The organism is Klebsiella sp. Sb-30 (assembly GCF_057652795.1).
Genome location: NZ_CM172749.1, coordinates 2,656,628 through 2,672,225 on the forward strand (window position 1 = coordinate 2,656,628; position 15,598 = coordinate 2,672,225).

Sequence of the window (15,598 nt, forward strand, 5' to 3'; positions counted from 1 at the left end):
TCATTATTGATACAGCCGGCAACAGAGATTGTGGGAAACGAATGGAACTTCTTACTGGTTAAAATGGTAAACGGTAAAGAATGTTGAGTCTGATAATGAGTGGCAAACTCGTTGTTTGCGGGGAACCCTGAGACCAGCTTTAACCCTAAGCGACCGGACAGTTTCTGTGGACTGATGGTCATCAAGTTCCGCGAGTTTTTCACGTGCTAGTGTCGGCCCAAAGTCGATATAGCGTTCGCGGATTATGTTGAGTGCATACCGGGCAAGACCGGCCGGGAGCTGGTTATTGCTGGTTTTTCCCCGAGACGGTTAGCTGTGTTCGCGTAACGCGAAAGAAGACGTCGCGACACTGACGCTCGAAGATACCCAAGGCGCTGCGCGGCTATCTGTGTGGTCAGTCGCTGGCGACAACATCGTGAATGATTTTGAGTCGGTTAACTTCATCCAAAGTGAAAAACTCCGCTGCATGAACAATGCATCGGAATCCCTCGATGGGACATTATAGCTTTGCTACCACATCATTTGTCAAAGCTCACTGGAATTGTCTAATCACTGGCTCGTTAGAAATGTCCTGATGTTGAAAAGTCCGCTTAGTGCCAGGAGCGGAAGTTTTGCAATCTCTGATATATAACTCTTTTGATTTAATTATGTTTTAAATTACTGGCTCATTTGGTAATGTTAGGAAGTATCTGGCACGCAAGGAGTAATGATGAACGTATTCATTGATACAAATCTTTATCTAGACTTTTATCGTATGGGGCAAGACAAGTTAGATGAACTAAATAAAGTATTTGCTTTGCACGACTATGGGCAACTAAAAATTTGGTTGCCTGAACTTTTAAAAAATGAATTTTGGAGAAATCGTTCTAAAGTAGTTGCTGATAATATTAAAGAAATTGAGAAAGACTATAAGCCAACATTACCACATATTTTTAGGCAACATGTAGATCAAAAAACATTCCTTAGAACAGTAAGTGAAGCAAATAGACTTAAGAATAAAATTTTTGAAGATATACAGCAGCAATTTAAAGATGAAACTTTGGCAGCAGATTTGGTTATCAAAAAAATTTTTGCTGCAGCAGTAAAAATAGAAGTTGATGAAGCAACTATCGAAAAAGGTAAGCGTCGTTATGACTTGGGCAATCCGCCTGGAAAGAATAAATCTTACGGCGACGCAGTAAACTGGGAGTGCTTACTAGCTGCTATACCAGAAGGTGAAGACATATACCTAATCACAGAAGATGGTGATTATAAAAGTTCTTTCATTAAAGATGATATGAATGAATATCTGAAATATGAATGGCAAACCAAGAAAAAATCTGAACCGCATATCTATGCTAGATTATCGGAGTTCATCAAAGAGCACTTTCCGCAAGCTAATAATTTAGCAGATATGGAAGTTAACTTGACCATTAAAGAATTAGAAGAGTCGGCGAGTTTTGCTAGTACTCATCGTGTTGTTTCGAAACTTCTAAAATTCAAAGAGTTTAAACAAGATCAAATTTTCAAGATTATAAAAATTTATTTCGAAAACAATCAGGTTCGATACATCAAAGATGATCCCGATGTGAAAAGTTTAGCCTACATGATCATTAAACAAGGTGACGAGGAAAAAGATCCAGAAGGCATGCTTGAAACTTTCAGCGTAATGATAGATTAAAAATAGAAAAATGGGAGATAAAATCTCCCATTTAGACAAATCATACAAAGTCCAGCACATAAATTTTTGTTGCCATTGCATACAACTAAGGTCTGTAATTCACTCACAGCGGATTTGATGATCCTGACCTGTTCCCTGAAGATCAACACGTGTCAATGTTAGTCATGCCTTCATTACCTATGCGAGAACTTCCGCTCCTCGCTCAAAGCGGACCTTAAGCTCTCTGGATCAGTTCGCCGCAGCAAGCCCGGCGATAGCGTGGCTGCTGAATTTTTGGCGCACGTTGCTTGCGGGGAACCCAGAGCCCGGTTTTTATCATAAGCCGTCTGAGCGTTTCCTTACCAAGAACAATACCGTGATTTTCAGCGAGCTTTTCCCGCGCCAGTGTGGGACCAAAATCGGCATAGCGTTCACGGATGATATTCAGGGCCTGATCAGTCAATGATGCGGGAAGCAGGCGATTTCCGGTGCGACCACGACTCTGGTTATTCATGCCCAGTGGCCCGGACTGACGATAACGTTTCAGCAGACGGCTGCAATGGCGCGGCGTGATACCGAGCATTTCGGCTGCCTGACCAGGACGCAGGTTGCGGTCGATGACATCCTGAAGGATTTTGAGGCGGTTGATTTCTTTCACGGTGAACATCCCGGTGTCATGTATAGCCACAGAAAACTCCTCATCAGGAAAAGTGAGTTGTTGACTAGGCATATAGGTCTGAGAACTTTAGCCTGGACATTCCTAATGAGCCACAAATAGACATTATCATTGAGCCCCTACATCATTGGTGCGCATAATGTATATTATGTTAAATTGCATTTAAGGAACCCTGACGTTATACGGCCCTGATGCTATGCCAGATATCAATAAGTAAACTTTAGATGCCCGCCTTGAGTTCCTGCCCTTTTTCATACATCAGCTCGGGATACATTATCTTCATACCGCGTGCTGCTTGTTGCTGCTTCATCAACTCAGCATCACCACCGCAGATTGCTACCATAATCACAAATGTCTGTGGATGTGGATAAATACCCATTCGGCTCACCCTCAGTTGCCAGCTGATGAATTGGGCACTATCTCAGTCCTGTCTGGCTGAATACGGCCTGGCTGAGTCATCACGTTGTCGGACACTGCGTTAATCCGGCTCCGGCGCATTCCAGTTTTCTCCGTCAGTGCAGGCAATTCCCGGTGTCCCGAACGCCAGTGACCCAGTCAAACCACTGGTCCGGCAGCTTGTCGCTAACTCAAAATGAAACGAATAGCGGAAAAAATGAAATACAGGCAGCACGCGAGCTGTATTAAATTCCATCCCCACCTGGCATAGCGCCATTGATGGCGCTCTCTGGCGTTGGCTGCGGCAATTTTGTCTTCAGGTTCTGCGACTTTTGTATTCACTCTTTTTCTTAAAAAGTCCCAACACGACATAACGAGAATTAAAATCACGATCGCTTTAAAAAGTAAGGTATTAAGCATTGTCAAACAGTCAGCCTCGTCTGGCTTAATAACACAAAACCCTGCGGGTACAGCGCAGCAATGGTGCTCAGAACACAAACGTAATATTCCACGCCCAGGCACAACTACAGCGAATATCGCTGATGTCGGCGTAGCGATCCCCAAAAACTGGAATATTCCGCGTATTACCTTATGATTTATAAAGATTTAATGGAAAATGCGTGCGCTACGTGAATTCTGTATGTTTCGCAGTACGCGATTATGCACAAGAATTCACGTAGGCTCCCTGCTCTTTTGGCATTATTACTCGGTTGTCGGCCGTCCCGCCAGCCAGGCATACACCGATGCCAGGTCTCGATCGGCATATCCCTCATCGGCGGCGTCATCCCAACAGTCGGCGATGGTGGCCAGAATCGGCAGCTGCGTATCTTCCGCCGCTTCGAGCGCCAGCCGGGCATCTTTCAGCGCATGGCTGAGCTGCATCTGCGGAGTAAAATCATTCGCCGCGATCATCTCCAGCTTGGCTTTCACATACGGTGCCGCCAGCGGGCCACCGTCAAGCGCGCCCCAGAACGCTTCTGGCGTAAAACCTAATTTCGCCGCCAGTAGCGTACTTTCTGCGACGCCTTCCATCATGGTGATCAGCCAGGCGTTCAGTACCAGCTTCATTTTCTGGCTGTTGCCGGCATCACCAAACCATTGTGTGCCGCGCGCAATCGCGGCAAAGACGCTCTCGGCCTTTGCGCCTCGCTGACGATCCCCGCTGGCAAGCACCAGAATTTGCGCATTTTCCGCCGGTTTTTTGGTTCCCGACACCGGAGCATCAAGATAGACCATCGATGGACGAAGCGACGCCAGCAGGTCAACGGCCTCCTGTGTTTCTTCCACGCCAATCGTCCCCATCTGGCAGAAAACGGCATCTGGCTGGCAAACCGGAGCCATTTCGCGGATCGCATTCAGAGTCGCCTCACCATCGGTCAGTACCGACAGAATCACCTCCGCCGACGCCGCGGCCTGTTGCGGCGTCGCGTGACGGATTAATCCGCTGGCCATCAAATCTTCACCCCGCTCAGGGGAACGGTTCCAGCCATGAACGGTAAAGCCTTTTTTTAACAAATTGCTGGCAAAAGCATGCCCCATGGCGCCGAGCCCAATAACGGCAACAACCGGTAAGTTCATTCCATTTCTCCTGCGTTAATTTCGCACCTGCATAGCGTCCCGGGCAGCGATCCGTCCGTTCAGGTGACGTCGGTAGCGTGCTAACCGGGTAAAGTTCATTCAGTATGCCCGTATCCGCGGAACAAAGGCCAGCACGTTTATCGTCTTTATCCTGCAGAAATCAGTGGCTTGCCCTGGCGAGAAAAACAAACGCCGGCGGGAAATCGCCGGCGGACAGGATATCGCTGCTTTTTTATGTTTAAATGGTGACGCTGTCACTTATCAGGTGACGCCGAGATAGGCATTTCTCACCTCCGGGTTATTCAACAATTCCCTGCCCGTTCCGGTTAATTGAATCTGACCATTCACCATGACGTAGGCGCGATCGGACAACTTCAGCGCATGATGCGCATTTTGTTCCACCAGAAACAGCGTCATGCCCTGCTGCGTCAGCTCCCGCAGGATCTGGAAGATCTGTTTGACCACCAGCGGCGCCAGTCCAAGGCTGGGCTCATCCAGCAGTAACAGTTTTGGCCGGCTCATCAATGCCCGGGCAATGGCCAGCATCTGCTGTTCGCCCCCCGATAACGTCATGGCGCGTTGCGCCCGTCGCTCTTCAAGACGCGGAAAAAGCTGATACATTCGCGCTTTGTCCTCATTCTGATAGTGGCTGCCTACGGGAATTGTCCCCATCAGCAGGTTTTCCTCCACCGTCATATCGGCAAAAATTCGCCGCCCTTCCGGCGCCTGGGCAATACCGTTACTGGCAATAAAATGGGTAGATCGTCGGCTGATATCCTCGCCGCGATAGCGAATTTCTCCTGCAGCGATGCGTGGCTGGCCAAAAATGGACATTAACAGCGTGGACTTCCCGGCGCCGTTGGCGCCGATTAGCGCCACCGTCTCCCCTTCATTAACCGTTAAGGAGACCTGTTTCAACGCCTGGATTTGACCATAGAACACATCAACCTGACGAAATTCAAGCAACGGTTGGCTCATTCGGCAAGCTCCTCTTCATCCGTTCCGAGATAGGCCGCGATCACGCTGGTATTCGACTGAATCTCCTTCGGTTCGCCGCGGGCGATCACGTCGCCATGATCGAGCACGATCACCTGATCGGAAATCTCCATCACCATTCCCATATCGTGTTCAATCAAGAGTACCGTCACGCCGTGATACTGGCGCAGGAAGCGGATAATCTTGCTCAGCGCCTGAGTCTCCACGGGATTCAGCCCCGCCGCCGGCTCATCCAGACAGATCATCTCTGGCCCGGTACACATCGCGCGGGCAATCTCCAGCCGCCGCTGCTGCCCGTAGGAGAGCGTTCCCGCCAGCAGGTTAGCGCAATCCGCCATCCCGACCACCTCCAGCCAGTAAAAGGCCCGATCCAGCGCCCGGTTTTCGGCATTTCGATACCCGCGGGTATTTAAGATCCCGGCGAGTAAATTACGGTTTACCTGCATGTGCTGGGCCACCAGCAGATTTTCAATTACCGACATCTCACGAAACAGCCGGATATTCTGAAAGGTTCGTGCCAGCCCCGCCCGGTTAACCAGATGCGTCCCACCGAACATTTTGTAATACAGCCGCGATCCCAGCGCGGCTGGATGAAGAAAATCCGTCGGATGAAGCTTCTGCCCCAGAACCTGAATCACGTCGGTGATCCGCGAACGGGCATCTAGCCTGATCGCCCCGCCGGTTGCACGATAAAACCCGGTCAGACAGTTAAATACCGTGGTTTTCCCCGCGCCATTAGGGCCAATCAGCGCGGTAATTGACCCTCTTTTGACCTCAAGATTGACATCATTGAGCGCTTTAATGCCGCCAAAATGCATCATCAGATGCTCAACCTGCAAAATAGTGTCATTCATGGCGCCACTCCCTTCCGTACCGCTACCCCCGTACGACTGGTACGCACCAGCCCACGCGGCCGCCAGATCATCATCAGCACCATTAATACGCCAAACAGCAGCACCCGATATTCGTCGAACCCCCTGAGCAGTTCCGGGGCCACCGTCAGGACAAACGCGGCCAGCACCACGCCCAGCGTCGAGCCCATTCCGCCCAACACCACGATGGCCAGAATCAACGCCGACTCAAAAAAGGTAAACGAGGTCGGGTTAACAAACCCTTGATAGGTGGCAAAAAAGACCCCGGCAATTCCTGCCGTGGAGGCTCCCAGCATAAACGCCGAGAGCTTCACCAGCACATGGTTGAGCCCCATAGCCCTGCAGGCTATCTCATCTTCACGCAGCGCCTCCCACGCGCGCCCGATAGGCATTCGCGTCAGCCGGTGCTTAATAAACAGCACCAGCAGGACCACCAGACAAAGCACGGCGTAGATAAAGATAAATTTGAGGTTGGGGTTATAGCTGATGTGCAGAAACTCGTGGATGGGCACCCCGCCGTCTTTGGCCCGCCGGCCAAACTCGAGGCCGAACAGCGTCGGCGCCGGGACGGAAACCCCATTCGGTCCGCCGGTAAAACTGACCCAGTTATTCAGCACCAGGCGGATAATTTCGCCAAACCCGAGGGTGACAATCGCCAGATAATCGCCATGCATTCGCAGCACCGGAAATCCCAGCAGCGCACCGGCCAGCGCCGCCATAATGGCACCGGCCGGCAGCATTGCCCAGAATCCCAGCCCCAGATACTGATAACCCAACGCCAGCCCGTAGGCACCAATAGCATAAAAGGCCACATAGCCCAGATCGAGCAGGCCCGCCAGACCGACCACAATATTCAGCCCCAGTCCCAGCAGGACATAAATCAGCCCGAGAATGGCGACCGTCAGCAGATATTTCGTGGCGACGATCGGGAACAGGATTGCGAGGAGCGCCAGCAGCGGAATCACCCAGCGCAGCCGCGAACGATAACCGGCGGGTCTCACGTATACGCCATCATTCGTTCCTTCAAAACGGGCGAGAAACTGGCGACCGCTGCGACTTTGCAGCAGCAGACTGAGCAGCAGTCGCCCAATCATCACGATGCCAACCAGTATCAACACCCGCTGGGTTGACAGATTGTAACTGTAACCTTTAAGCACAATGCCCACGATCGGGCCAAATACAATCAGCGCGCACAATCCGGCCAGGATGCTGTCGATCAGGCAGCGCCTGATATCCAGCCCTGGCTTACGGGACACTTCAGCCATGTTTGACCCCTTAAACCTTAGCAACCATCGGGCGACCCAACAGCCCTTGCGGGCGGAAAATAAGGATCGCCACCAGCAGCGCGAAGGAAAAAACATCTTTGTAATCCGAGTTCACCAGCCCGGCGAACTGCGCTTCGGCCACCCCCAGCAGTAAACCGCCGAGCATCGCGCCGGGTAGCGAGCCGATCCCCCCCAGCACGGCGGCAGTAAAAGCTTTGATGCCGATGATAAAACCGATATAGAAATCAAAGGTGCCGTAGTTCATGGTCACCAGCACGCCAGCCAGACCGGCCATCGCCGCGCCAATGACGAAAACCAGCGAGATCACCCGATCGGTATTAATTCCAAGGATTGCGGCCATTCGCCGATCCTGCTGCGTCGCCCGGCAGATGCGCCCGAGCCGGGTATGCTGAATGATCCAGGTCAGGACGATCATGCCCACCAGCGCGGCGACAAGGATAAATATTTTGGTCCAGGTGATTTGCACGATGCCGTCGCCAACCTCAAAACGCAGGACGCCGGAGAGCAGCGTCGGGATCCCCTGTTGATTGGGGCCCTGGCTGATTTGTACGTAGTTCTGCAGGATAAGCGACATACCGATAGCCGAAATCAGCGGCGCCAGGCGGGTGGAGTTGCGCAACGGCCGGTAGGCGATACGTTCGATAGTCCAGCCGTAGACGCCGGTCACCACAATGGTGAAGACCAGCGTGCCGAAGATCAGCAAAGGAAAAGAGTGAATCCCAAAACCGGAGAGCAGCGCCAGCCCGATAGCGCACAGATAGGCCGAAATCATGTACACCTCGCCGTGCGCGAAGTTAATCATGCCGATGATGCCGTACACCATGGTATAGCCGATGGCGATTAATCCATATACGGCGCCCAGCGTCAGCCCATTGATCAATTGTTGTAGAAAGAACGCTTCCATAGACACCATCCTGCCGGTAAACGGGCAGCGAACAGCCTGGCGCACCGCCGCTGCCTTTTCGCGAATAGCCCCTTGCGAAGGGGCGGAAAGTTCTGGCGGTTAAAGCTGGTGATATTTGCCTTTATCATCCCACTTATAAACCACGTAATCGGATACCTTCAGATCGCCCTTGCCATCCCAGGCTTTTTTGCCCATCACGGTATCGACGCTGTGGTTTTTCAGCCATTCGCTGGCTTTGGTGTTATCGGCTCCAACGGCCTTATAGGCTGCGGCGATCGCCTGGATCGACGCGTAGGCATACAGGGTATAGCCTTCCGGTTCGAAACCGCTGGCGCGGAATTTTTCAATCACGGCTTTCCCTTCCGCAATGGTGCGCGGATCCTGACCGAAGGTCATCAGCACGCCGTCAGTGAACTGCGGGCCGCCGGCAGCGGTCACCAGCTCTTCCGTCACAATACAATCGCCGGAGAAGAATTTCGCCTGTACCCCCTGTTCTCTCATCTGACGAACCAGCGGGCCGGCTTCCGGATGGCAGCCGCCGAAATAGACCACATCAGGCTTCAGCGCACCAATTTTGGTCACCAGCGCGTTGAAGTCCTTCTCGCCCCGGGACAACCCCTCGTACAGCACCTCTTTCGTCCCGCGTTTCGCCAGCGCGGCGCGGGTGGCATCCGCCAGCCCCTGGCCATAGGTATCTTTATCGTGGATCACGGCGATTTTTTTCGCCTTCAGCACATCCAGCATATAGTTCGCCGCAATAGCCCCCTGCTGGTCGTCACGACCGCACATGCGGAACATATCTTTCATACCGCGTTCGGTGATTTGCGGGTTCGTCGAGCCCGGGGTGATCGTCAGAATACCAGCCTCATCATAGACTTCGGAGGCCGGCATGGTGGATGACGAACAGAAATGCCCCACCACGGCAGAGACACCGGACTCATCGACCAGACGGTTCGCCACCGCGACCGCCTGTTTGGGTTCGCAGGCATCGTCCCCCTGAACCAGCACAATTTTTTCGCCTTTGATTCCTCCCGCCGCATTAATATCCGCCGCCGCCTGCGAGGCCCCTTTCCAGTACTGGGCGCCATAAGTCGCATTCGGCCCGGTAAACGGTCCGGCAACACCAATCTTCACATCCGCCTGTGCGTAAAATGCCACGCTCATACAACCCGCAATCGCAAAATGAAGAGTCAACTTTTTAAGTTTCAGAGACATTCGATATTCCTCAGCGATTTATAGCCTTGCGCCCTGTTACGGCGCGGAAAATATCAATTACTGTTTGGTTTGCCGAAGGCTGACAATGTGCCGTCACGGCCGGGGTGGAAGAAGCAAAAATCCCGCCAGGGAGAAATGGCGCGTCAGATCGCTTAGTGATGGATGGCAATAACGCGTGATAACAACGTTACCGCCTCCGGCTGACGTGCATTTCAGTACGAGTCAGGAGGTCTGTTGCCATCACGTGGCGAGTCGGGAACTGCGGCGTCCATATCGACCAGCGAGCTAAACATAGTTGCTCTTTTCACTCGTTGCGCACTGCCCTGGTGCAAAAGTGCGAAAATGATCATGAGAGTGAATAATTTTGTTGCGGTATTGTGAACAATATAACAAGACGCGCGAGAAGCGGCGCGTTAACAGGGATTCCGCGCTATGGACGCATAGCCCACTCTTATGATTTCCATCGTGCCGGCTGACCTCATCTGACGGCAAAAGGCGGCGATAACGACCCGACGCTGTTGCGGCGTCGTTCGCCGCCGCGCCCGCCCAGCCCACATAACAACAGGTCAGACGCGGGGAGAATACACACACTGATTGACTTGAATCCGAATCGTAGGAGAATGCATCTTCACGCAACGGCCTATAACGATGACGAATATGATTTTCTGCTCTCGTAGCGTCCCTGTTTTCGCTAAAGTCACCCTGTCCGCCGCGGCCGTGGCCGCCGCGCTGTTGTTGGTGAGCTGTTCCGGTAAACCGCCCGCCTCTCTGGTGACTCCGCTTCCTCCGGCGCTGAAACAGCCCCATTTACCCAAAACCCATGAACCGGTACGCGGCGTCTGGCTGACAACGGTATCTCGCCTTGACTGGCCGCCTGTCGACTCGGTGACGACTGGCGACCCTGCGGTTCGGATCCGTCAGCAGCAGAAAGCGTTGACCGATAAACTGGATAAACTGCAAAGCCTCGGCATCAATACCGTCTTCTTCCAGGTCAAGCCGGATGGCACCGCGCTGTGGCCGTCAAAAATTTTGCCGTGGTCCGATATGCTCACCGGCCACATTGGCCAGGATCCGGGCTACGATCCGCTCCAGTTTATGCTCGATGAAGCCCACAAACGCGGTATGCGGGTCCATGCCTGGTTTAACCCCTATCGCGTCTCTGTGAACACCCGGCCAAAAACCGTCAGCGAACTCAACGGAACCCTGTCGCAGATCCCCTCCAGCGTCTTCGTGCTGCATCGCGACTGGATCCGTACCGCCGGCGACCGCTTTGTCCTCGACCCGGGGATTCCGGAAGTCCGCGACTGGATAACCAGCATCGTTGCCGAAGTGGTGGAACACTACCCGGTTGACGGCGTGCAGTTTGACGATTACTTCTACACCGAATCGCCGGGTTCCGCGCTGAACGACACCCAGACCTACCGGAAGTATGGACAAGGATATGCCTCAAAGGCGGACTGGCGGCGACACAATACCCAGCAGCTGATTGCCCAGGTGTCACGCACCATCAAGCAGCTTAATCCCGATGTTGAGTTCGGCGTCAGTCCTGCGGGCGTCTGGCGTAACCGGTCACACGATCCGGCAGGATCCGACACCCGCGGCGCGGCCGCCTATGATGAGTCTTACGCCGATACCCGCAGCTGGGTTCAGCAGGGGCTCCTTGACTACATCGCCCCTCAGCTGTACTGGCCCTTTGCCCGTGATGCGGCCCGCTATGATGTGCTTGCTAAATGGTGGGCCGACGTGGTGAAACCGACCGGTACCCGGCTGTATATCGGCGTGGCGCTGTATAAAATTGGCGAGCCGTCGAAAAATGAGCCCGACTGGATGGTCAACGGCGGCGTTCCGGAGCTGAAGAAACAGCTGGATTTGAACGAATCGATGCCGCAAATCCAGGGGACGATCCTGTTTCGCGAGAACTATCTCAACCAGCCGCAGACCCGGCAGGCGGTGAACTACCTGAAAAGCCGCTGGGGAAGTCGCGTCGGGCCCTCGCTCAGCCCGACGGAGACGCCGCCATTGCGTTCTGCAAGCGTGAATGGACCCACAGTAAGCGATCGGTGATCGCCTCATATACCGGTTGTGAAAAGTCAGGCGGTAAAGTCCCCTTTACCGCCTCAACCGCGCGGGGAACGTTATCGACAAAATAGCGCAGAATCTCCAGCATCTGCTGTTGGGCAAACCCTACCTCTTTAGCCGTGGCGAGAAAGTGACGCGGATAGAGCGTCTGGATCTCCGTTTTACGCCCTTTACTGGCCTTCAGACTCATCGACAGCTTGAGATCGCTCAGGTGCAGTCCCTTTCCGCCAAGCAGCGGAAACGCGGAGATAATGTCGTAGAACGGGGTTAAGCGGTAGCTGCCGCCCGGCTGGAGGAATATCGAGAAGTTTTTGGCGTGGCCATCGGTTGCGCCAATCAGCCACTGGAACACCATAAACTTCATAAAGTTATAGCGATCCTCGAGTGCCTCGCTGGAGCCAACCAGAAAAGCCATAATTGCCCGAATGCCCGGCCCGCCGTCGGACTCATACTTAATCGATGACGGAATGCCGAAGGCCTGACACAGATCTTCCTGCGGCAAACGCAGCAGCACCGTTTTCTCCTGCGCCCAGCGACGGTCGAAACGCTCCACCGCCAGCGCCCTGATACTGGCTGTCTGGATAATGCTGGCGGGTGGAACGGCAAAACCCAGCGCCCGGGCCAGCGCCAGACACAAATATTCGTTATCGACGCTTTCGCTGAGATCCAGCACCGCATCCGGCTGTTTGATCTCGCCGATGGGCAGTTTAATGATGTGGGTAGTCGGCGTGGTACCCGTCGGGATACACCACTGCTCGCCGATTTTCAGCAGCGCGGTTTTCTCCTGGGCCCCGGCCACCGAGATCCTGAAATCATCGTGTTCGTTGACCATTCCGAGCGGTATATCCGACTGGTAGGCCGTCAGTAACGCATCCAGAGCGTGGTTATCCAGCGGCTCCCAGCTCAACGCCCCGCGGGGCGCATTTTCTCCTGGCGGGAGTAACGTTACCGCCCCGACGCTGTCCCGTCCGATCTCGGCCAGCAGATCAAACGGCTGCTTTGAACGCGCCTGATAGCGCTTAACAATGCGGTCCCGTACCCGCGGACTGTCCGGCAGCAGATTGTCAAAGTAGTTAAATACCGCCTCGTCGGTGATGTTACCGTACTGCAGCGGAAGCGACAGTGAGAGCGGTCTGGCGCGCGGATTGCGCATCCACGCCTCTTCATAGCGAAAGAGATGTGCGCCGTTCGCCTGCTTGATTAGCTCGCCGACCCGCTCATTGTTCATCCATGTCACGAGAGTCGCCATTACCACTCCAGATCCCGCGGGTTATCACGGTTATCGTCGGTATCCGGCGCATTTTTTTCGCAAATCGCCATCGACAGTTCCAGTGACTGTAAAATTTTAAACACCGTGGTTAACGTCGTTTTCTCGGGATGATTTTCAAAGTTAGAGACGGTGGCCTGTTTAATCCCCATACGCTGAGCCAGCTCGCTCTGCGTCCACTGGTTTTTCTGGCGCACCAGCTTGAGATAGTTTGCCAGCTGAACCGGGCTGTATATCGTTGGTGAAGGGCTCATCGGGTTTCCTTATCCTCTTCTGCGGATAAAACACTGTTTATACCCTGTCAGGGATAATGTCAACCGGATTGCTCGCCGCTCTCCGCCATTTATCCCCACTAAAGGATAAACATAAAAATATCCCCTTATGGGGATATTTTGGGTGTTTTGGGCTTAGTCAGACGAGCTGCATGAGAGGAAAGCGCGGAACCGGACGGCGGGCTTAGCCGTCGACCAGCTCATCGTAGAAGGTCCGCAGACGCGAACGAAGATAGAGAACGGCTTTATGTTTGCGCGAGAGCAGCGCCTGCTCGCTGGCCCCGCACTCTTCAGCCAGCTCCTTGTAGCTGTAGCCTTGCAGTTCGGTCTTCTCAAAGACTTCGCGCTGGGCGGTCGGCAGTTCGGACAGCGCCTGATTCAGCGCCTCCCAGAGCAGCGCTTTCAGATACTCCTCTTCCGGCGTTTGCGGTACGCCAAACAGCGTCTCTGAGAGCTCATCCTCCGGCAGACTGTCGTCCGGGCTCACATAGCCCGCCAAGGGCAGCTCACGCTTTTTACGCGCCCGGTCGGTCATCTCGTTACGTGCCGCACGAAACAGCCAGGCCGCCACGTTCTCCACCGGCTGTTCCACGGTCATCAGCTGACAGGTGACTTCCTGCAGGATATCATCCGCATCATCGCGCACCGGCGTCCGACCGCGGATAAACGCGCTCAGCCGTGAGCGGCAGGCGTTGATTGCCGATAGCAACAGCGACTCCCCGCCTGGCCCTGTTTTCATCTGACTCACTCGTCTGGCGTCGTTTTGACCGCGTCGTTCTGCGGCGGGGTTTTCTCCTCCCGGCGTTCGTGCCAGCCGCAATGCCCGCGCGGGTCGCGAGAAGCGCGATGGTGGAAGCGCTGAATAAACTCTTCGCGCTGTTCCGGGCTCATCTTCATCCAGCGTTCGTGCATCCGGCGACGCATCCCGAACATGCCGGGGCGAAAGCCCAGACCGCCAAACAGAATGCGCGACAGTGCCAGAATACCTAACGCCTGCCAGAAACCGATACTCTTGACGCCAAGAATGGCCGGCAGCAGCGCATTCCACAGCGACATCACCAGCAGCCCAAGAATCGCGATCAGCACCACGCCGATAATCAGCGGTTTAGCCATTCGATGATGACCGAACTGGCGATCGCGCGCATAGCCGTGCATTCCAAAATCTCTCATCAGTGTGACCTCATTAACGTAGTGAAAAGTAACCTTGTGCTGAGGTAGACGAATGAGCGGCGGGAATATTGCTAAAAAAATAAAAAAAAGCGGCAAGTTGCACAGTTCGATGCGCAGTCAGAACAAACGCGACTAAAAACTCATTGCTAAACCGACGCCGTAGCCCCGGGTATTATCCCCGAACATATAGCGGGCGACGAGACGCGTGCGGCTGATGAACACGGGATACTGGCTGCTGTCGAGCTCCAGCCCAACTCCCAGCGAACTAAGACCGTTAAACCCAAGCTGCCCGCGCTGATCGCCCAGATACTCGGTATGCGCGCCTTCCAGCACGTAGCGCACCGGGCTTTTCAACAGCGTCCAGTCGGAAATGGGCGCCCGGCGACGCAGATATAGCCCCAGGTTTTCGGCGCTGGACTGTCCGCTGACGGCTTCCGGCGTGCTGCCAAAGGTTTGCAGGCTCATGCCGGAATAGCGCAGTTCAACATCGATATCCTGCTCTTTGGAGAACAGTTCGTAATCCAGCATCAGCGAACCACCGAGCCCGTATGCATTAAGCCGTCCACCGTCAAGAAATTTAAAGTCCGCATCCCGCTTATGCTCAATCAACCGGCTGCCGATCCGCACGTCGCTGGCCATGGTCCCCAGCATAAAGTTAAAAATGGGCCGCAGGACCAGCGTACCGCCCCACTTATCGGTATACAGATTAAAGTCCCAGCCGATGCCGCCGGTCCCGGTCAGGCTGTTCCACTTCGCCGGAATAGTGCGGCTGTCATCGCCGTTGCTCAGGACAAACTGCGGATCGTAGCGGCTGTAGCCCAGCGTTCCCTCTAAATAGATCGGATAACGTTTACTCAGGGTCGCCCCGCCGCCGAACTGGGTAATCGACAGCTGATTTTTCTCATTGGTGCCGGAGCCGATATTGAGGTCGCTGGCGGTGACGTCGGGGACGACGGTGTAGCTCATCAGCATCAGCACGGCATCGGCGCGCTGTTTTAAATGGCTACCGTCAAGAGCCAGACAGGCCGGACTGACCAGCAACAGGGCAGCAGACAGAGTGCAGGCACGTGGCAAAGAAACCATCATTTCTTATTTGAAACCTCACCCGGAGATCAAAGGGTTACCCGAAAGCCTGGGCTGACAATGAAATACTGACCTGACGAAAAACAGCGGATCGGTATGATAATTCAGTATAGCGATAGTTTTGCATCCCTCCTGGCGAGCCAACGCGCGGATTGACGTATTTTC

General features: G+C 54.0%; 14 protein-coding genes and 2 pseudogenes. 2 read left to right on the top strand and 14 right to left on the bottom strand.

The features are described 5' to 3' along the window. Positions 1-108: 108 nt before the first annotated feature. Positions 109-475 (bottom strand): annotated as a pseudogene (locus tag AC236I_RS12515) (ISNCY family transposase); the annotation flags it as partial. Positions 476-706: 231 nt separating this feature from the next. On the opposite strand from AC236I_RS12515, the gene AC236I_RS12520 reads away from it, so the two are divergent. Next, the gene (locus AC236I_RS12520) at positions 707-1,660 is read left to right on the top strand and encodes a PIN domain-containing protein (RefSeq protein WP_487608823.1); all 954 of its coding nucleotides are present in this window, start codon (positions 707-709) and stop codon (positions 1,658-1,660) included. Between the two features lie 223 nt (positions 1,661-1,883). On the opposite strand, the pseudogene AC236I_RS12525 reads toward AC236I_RS12520, so the two are convergent. From AC236I_RS12525 to AC236I_RS12560, 8 genes and pseudogenes are all read right to left on the bottom strand, one after another. After that, a pseudogene (locus tag AC236I_RS12525) lies at positions 1,884-2,306 on the bottom strand (helix-turn-helix domain-containing protein); the annotation flags it as partial. Positions 2,307-2,535: 229 nt separating this feature from the next. Further along, positions 2,536-2,694 carry a hypothetical protein gene (locus tag AC236I_RS12530; protein ID WP_004861965.1) on the bottom strand — a complete coding sequence of 53 codons (159 nt, stop codon included), beginning with the start codon at positions 2,692-2,694 and terminating at the stop codon, positions 2,536-2,538. Positions 2,695-3,413: 719 nt separating this feature from the next. Beyond that, positions 3,414-4,289 (bottom strand): NAD(P)-dependent oxidoreductase, encoded by an 876-nt coding sequence (locus tag AC236I_RS12535; RefSeq protein ID WP_032717451.1) that lies wholly within the window; start codon positions 4,287-4,289, stop codon positions 3,414-3,416. Between the two features lie 261 nt (positions 4,290-4,550). Then, positions 4,551-5,267, bottom strand: coding sequence for an ABC transporter ATP-binding protein (locus AC236I_RS12540; protein WP_325938430.1), 717 nt, complete (start codon positions 5,265-5,267; stop codon positions 4,551-4,553). After that, positions 5,264-6,139: an ABC transporter ATP-binding protein gene (locus AC236I_RS12545; protein ID WP_032717450.1), complete on the bottom strand. Its 876-nt coding sequence runs from the start codon at positions 6,137-6,139 to the stop codon at positions 5,264-5,266. Before AC236I_RS12545 ends, AC236I_RS12540 begins: the two co-directional genes overlap by 4 nt. Next, positions 6,136-7,422: a high-affinity branched-chain amino acid ABC transporter permease LivM gene (livM, locus tag AC236I_RS12550; protein ID WP_015584332.1), complete on the bottom strand. Its 1,287-nt coding sequence runs from the start codon at positions 7,420-7,422 to the stop codon at positions 6,136-6,138. The genes AC236I_RS12545 and livM overlap by 4 nt, the downstream gene beginning before the upstream one ends. Before the next feature lie 10 nt (positions 7,423-7,432). Beyond that, entirely contained in the window at positions 7,433-8,347 is a 915-nt protein-coding gene (locus AC236I_RS12555) for an ABC transporter permease subunit (RefSeq protein WP_015584333.1), read from the bottom strand. Positions 8,348-8,446: 99 nt separating this feature from the next. After that, entirely contained in the window at positions 8,447-9,505 is a 1,059-nt protein-coding gene (locus tag AC236I_RS12560; RefSeq protein ID WP_325939086.1) for a branched-chain amino acid ABC transporter substrate-binding protein, read from the bottom strand. Positions 9,506-10,219: 714 nt separating this feature from the next. On the opposite strand from AC236I_RS12560, the gene AC236I_RS12565 reads away from it, so the two are divergent. Beyond that, positions 10,220-11,626: a glycoside hydrolase family 10-like protein gene (locus AC236I_RS12565; protein WP_015584334.1), complete on the top strand. Its 1,407-nt coding sequence runs from the start codon at positions 10,220-10,222 to the stop codon at positions 11,624-11,626. Here AC236I_RS12565 and AC236I_RS12570 read toward each other — a convergent pair. From AC236I_RS12570 to AC236I_RS12590, 5 genes are all read right to left on the bottom strand, one after another. Then, complete coding sequence (locus tag AC236I_RS12570; protein ID WP_015584335.1) at positions 11,559-12,890, bottom strand: type II toxin-antitoxin system HipA family toxin; 1,332 nt, start codon at positions 12,888-12,890, stop codon at positions 11,559-11,561. The genes AC236I_RS12565 and AC236I_RS12570 overlap by 68 nt on opposite strands. Continuing rightward, positions 12,890-13,162 carry a type II toxin-antitoxin system antitoxin HipB gene (hipB, locus tag AC236I_RS12575; protein ID WP_032717448.1) on the bottom strand — a complete coding sequence of 91 codons (273 nt, stop codon included), beginning with the start codon at positions 13,160-13,162 and terminating at the stop codon, positions 12,890-12,892. The genes AC236I_RS12570 and hipB overlap by 1 nt, the downstream gene beginning before the upstream one ends. Positions 13,163-13,364: 202 nt before the next feature. Further along, complete coding sequence (locus AC236I_RS12580) at positions 13,365-13,919, bottom strand: RNA polymerase sigma factor (RefSeq protein ID WP_004861926.1); 555 nt, start codon at positions 13,917-13,919, stop codon at positions 13,365-13,367. Between the two features lie 5 nt (positions 13,920-13,924). Continuing rightward, complete coding sequence (locus AC236I_RS12585) at positions 13,925-14,350, bottom strand: hypothetical protein (protein WP_162661303.1); 426 nt, start codon at positions 14,348-14,350, stop codon at positions 13,925-13,927. 132 nt (positions 14,351-14,482) lie between these two features. Further along, on the bottom strand, positions 14,483-15,436 hold the full coding sequence (locus AC236I_RS12590; protein ID WP_004861921.1) for a hypothetical protein: 954 nt from the start codon (positions 15,434-15,436) through the stop codon (positions 14,483-14,485). Positions 15,437-15,598: the final 162 nt, after the last annotated feature.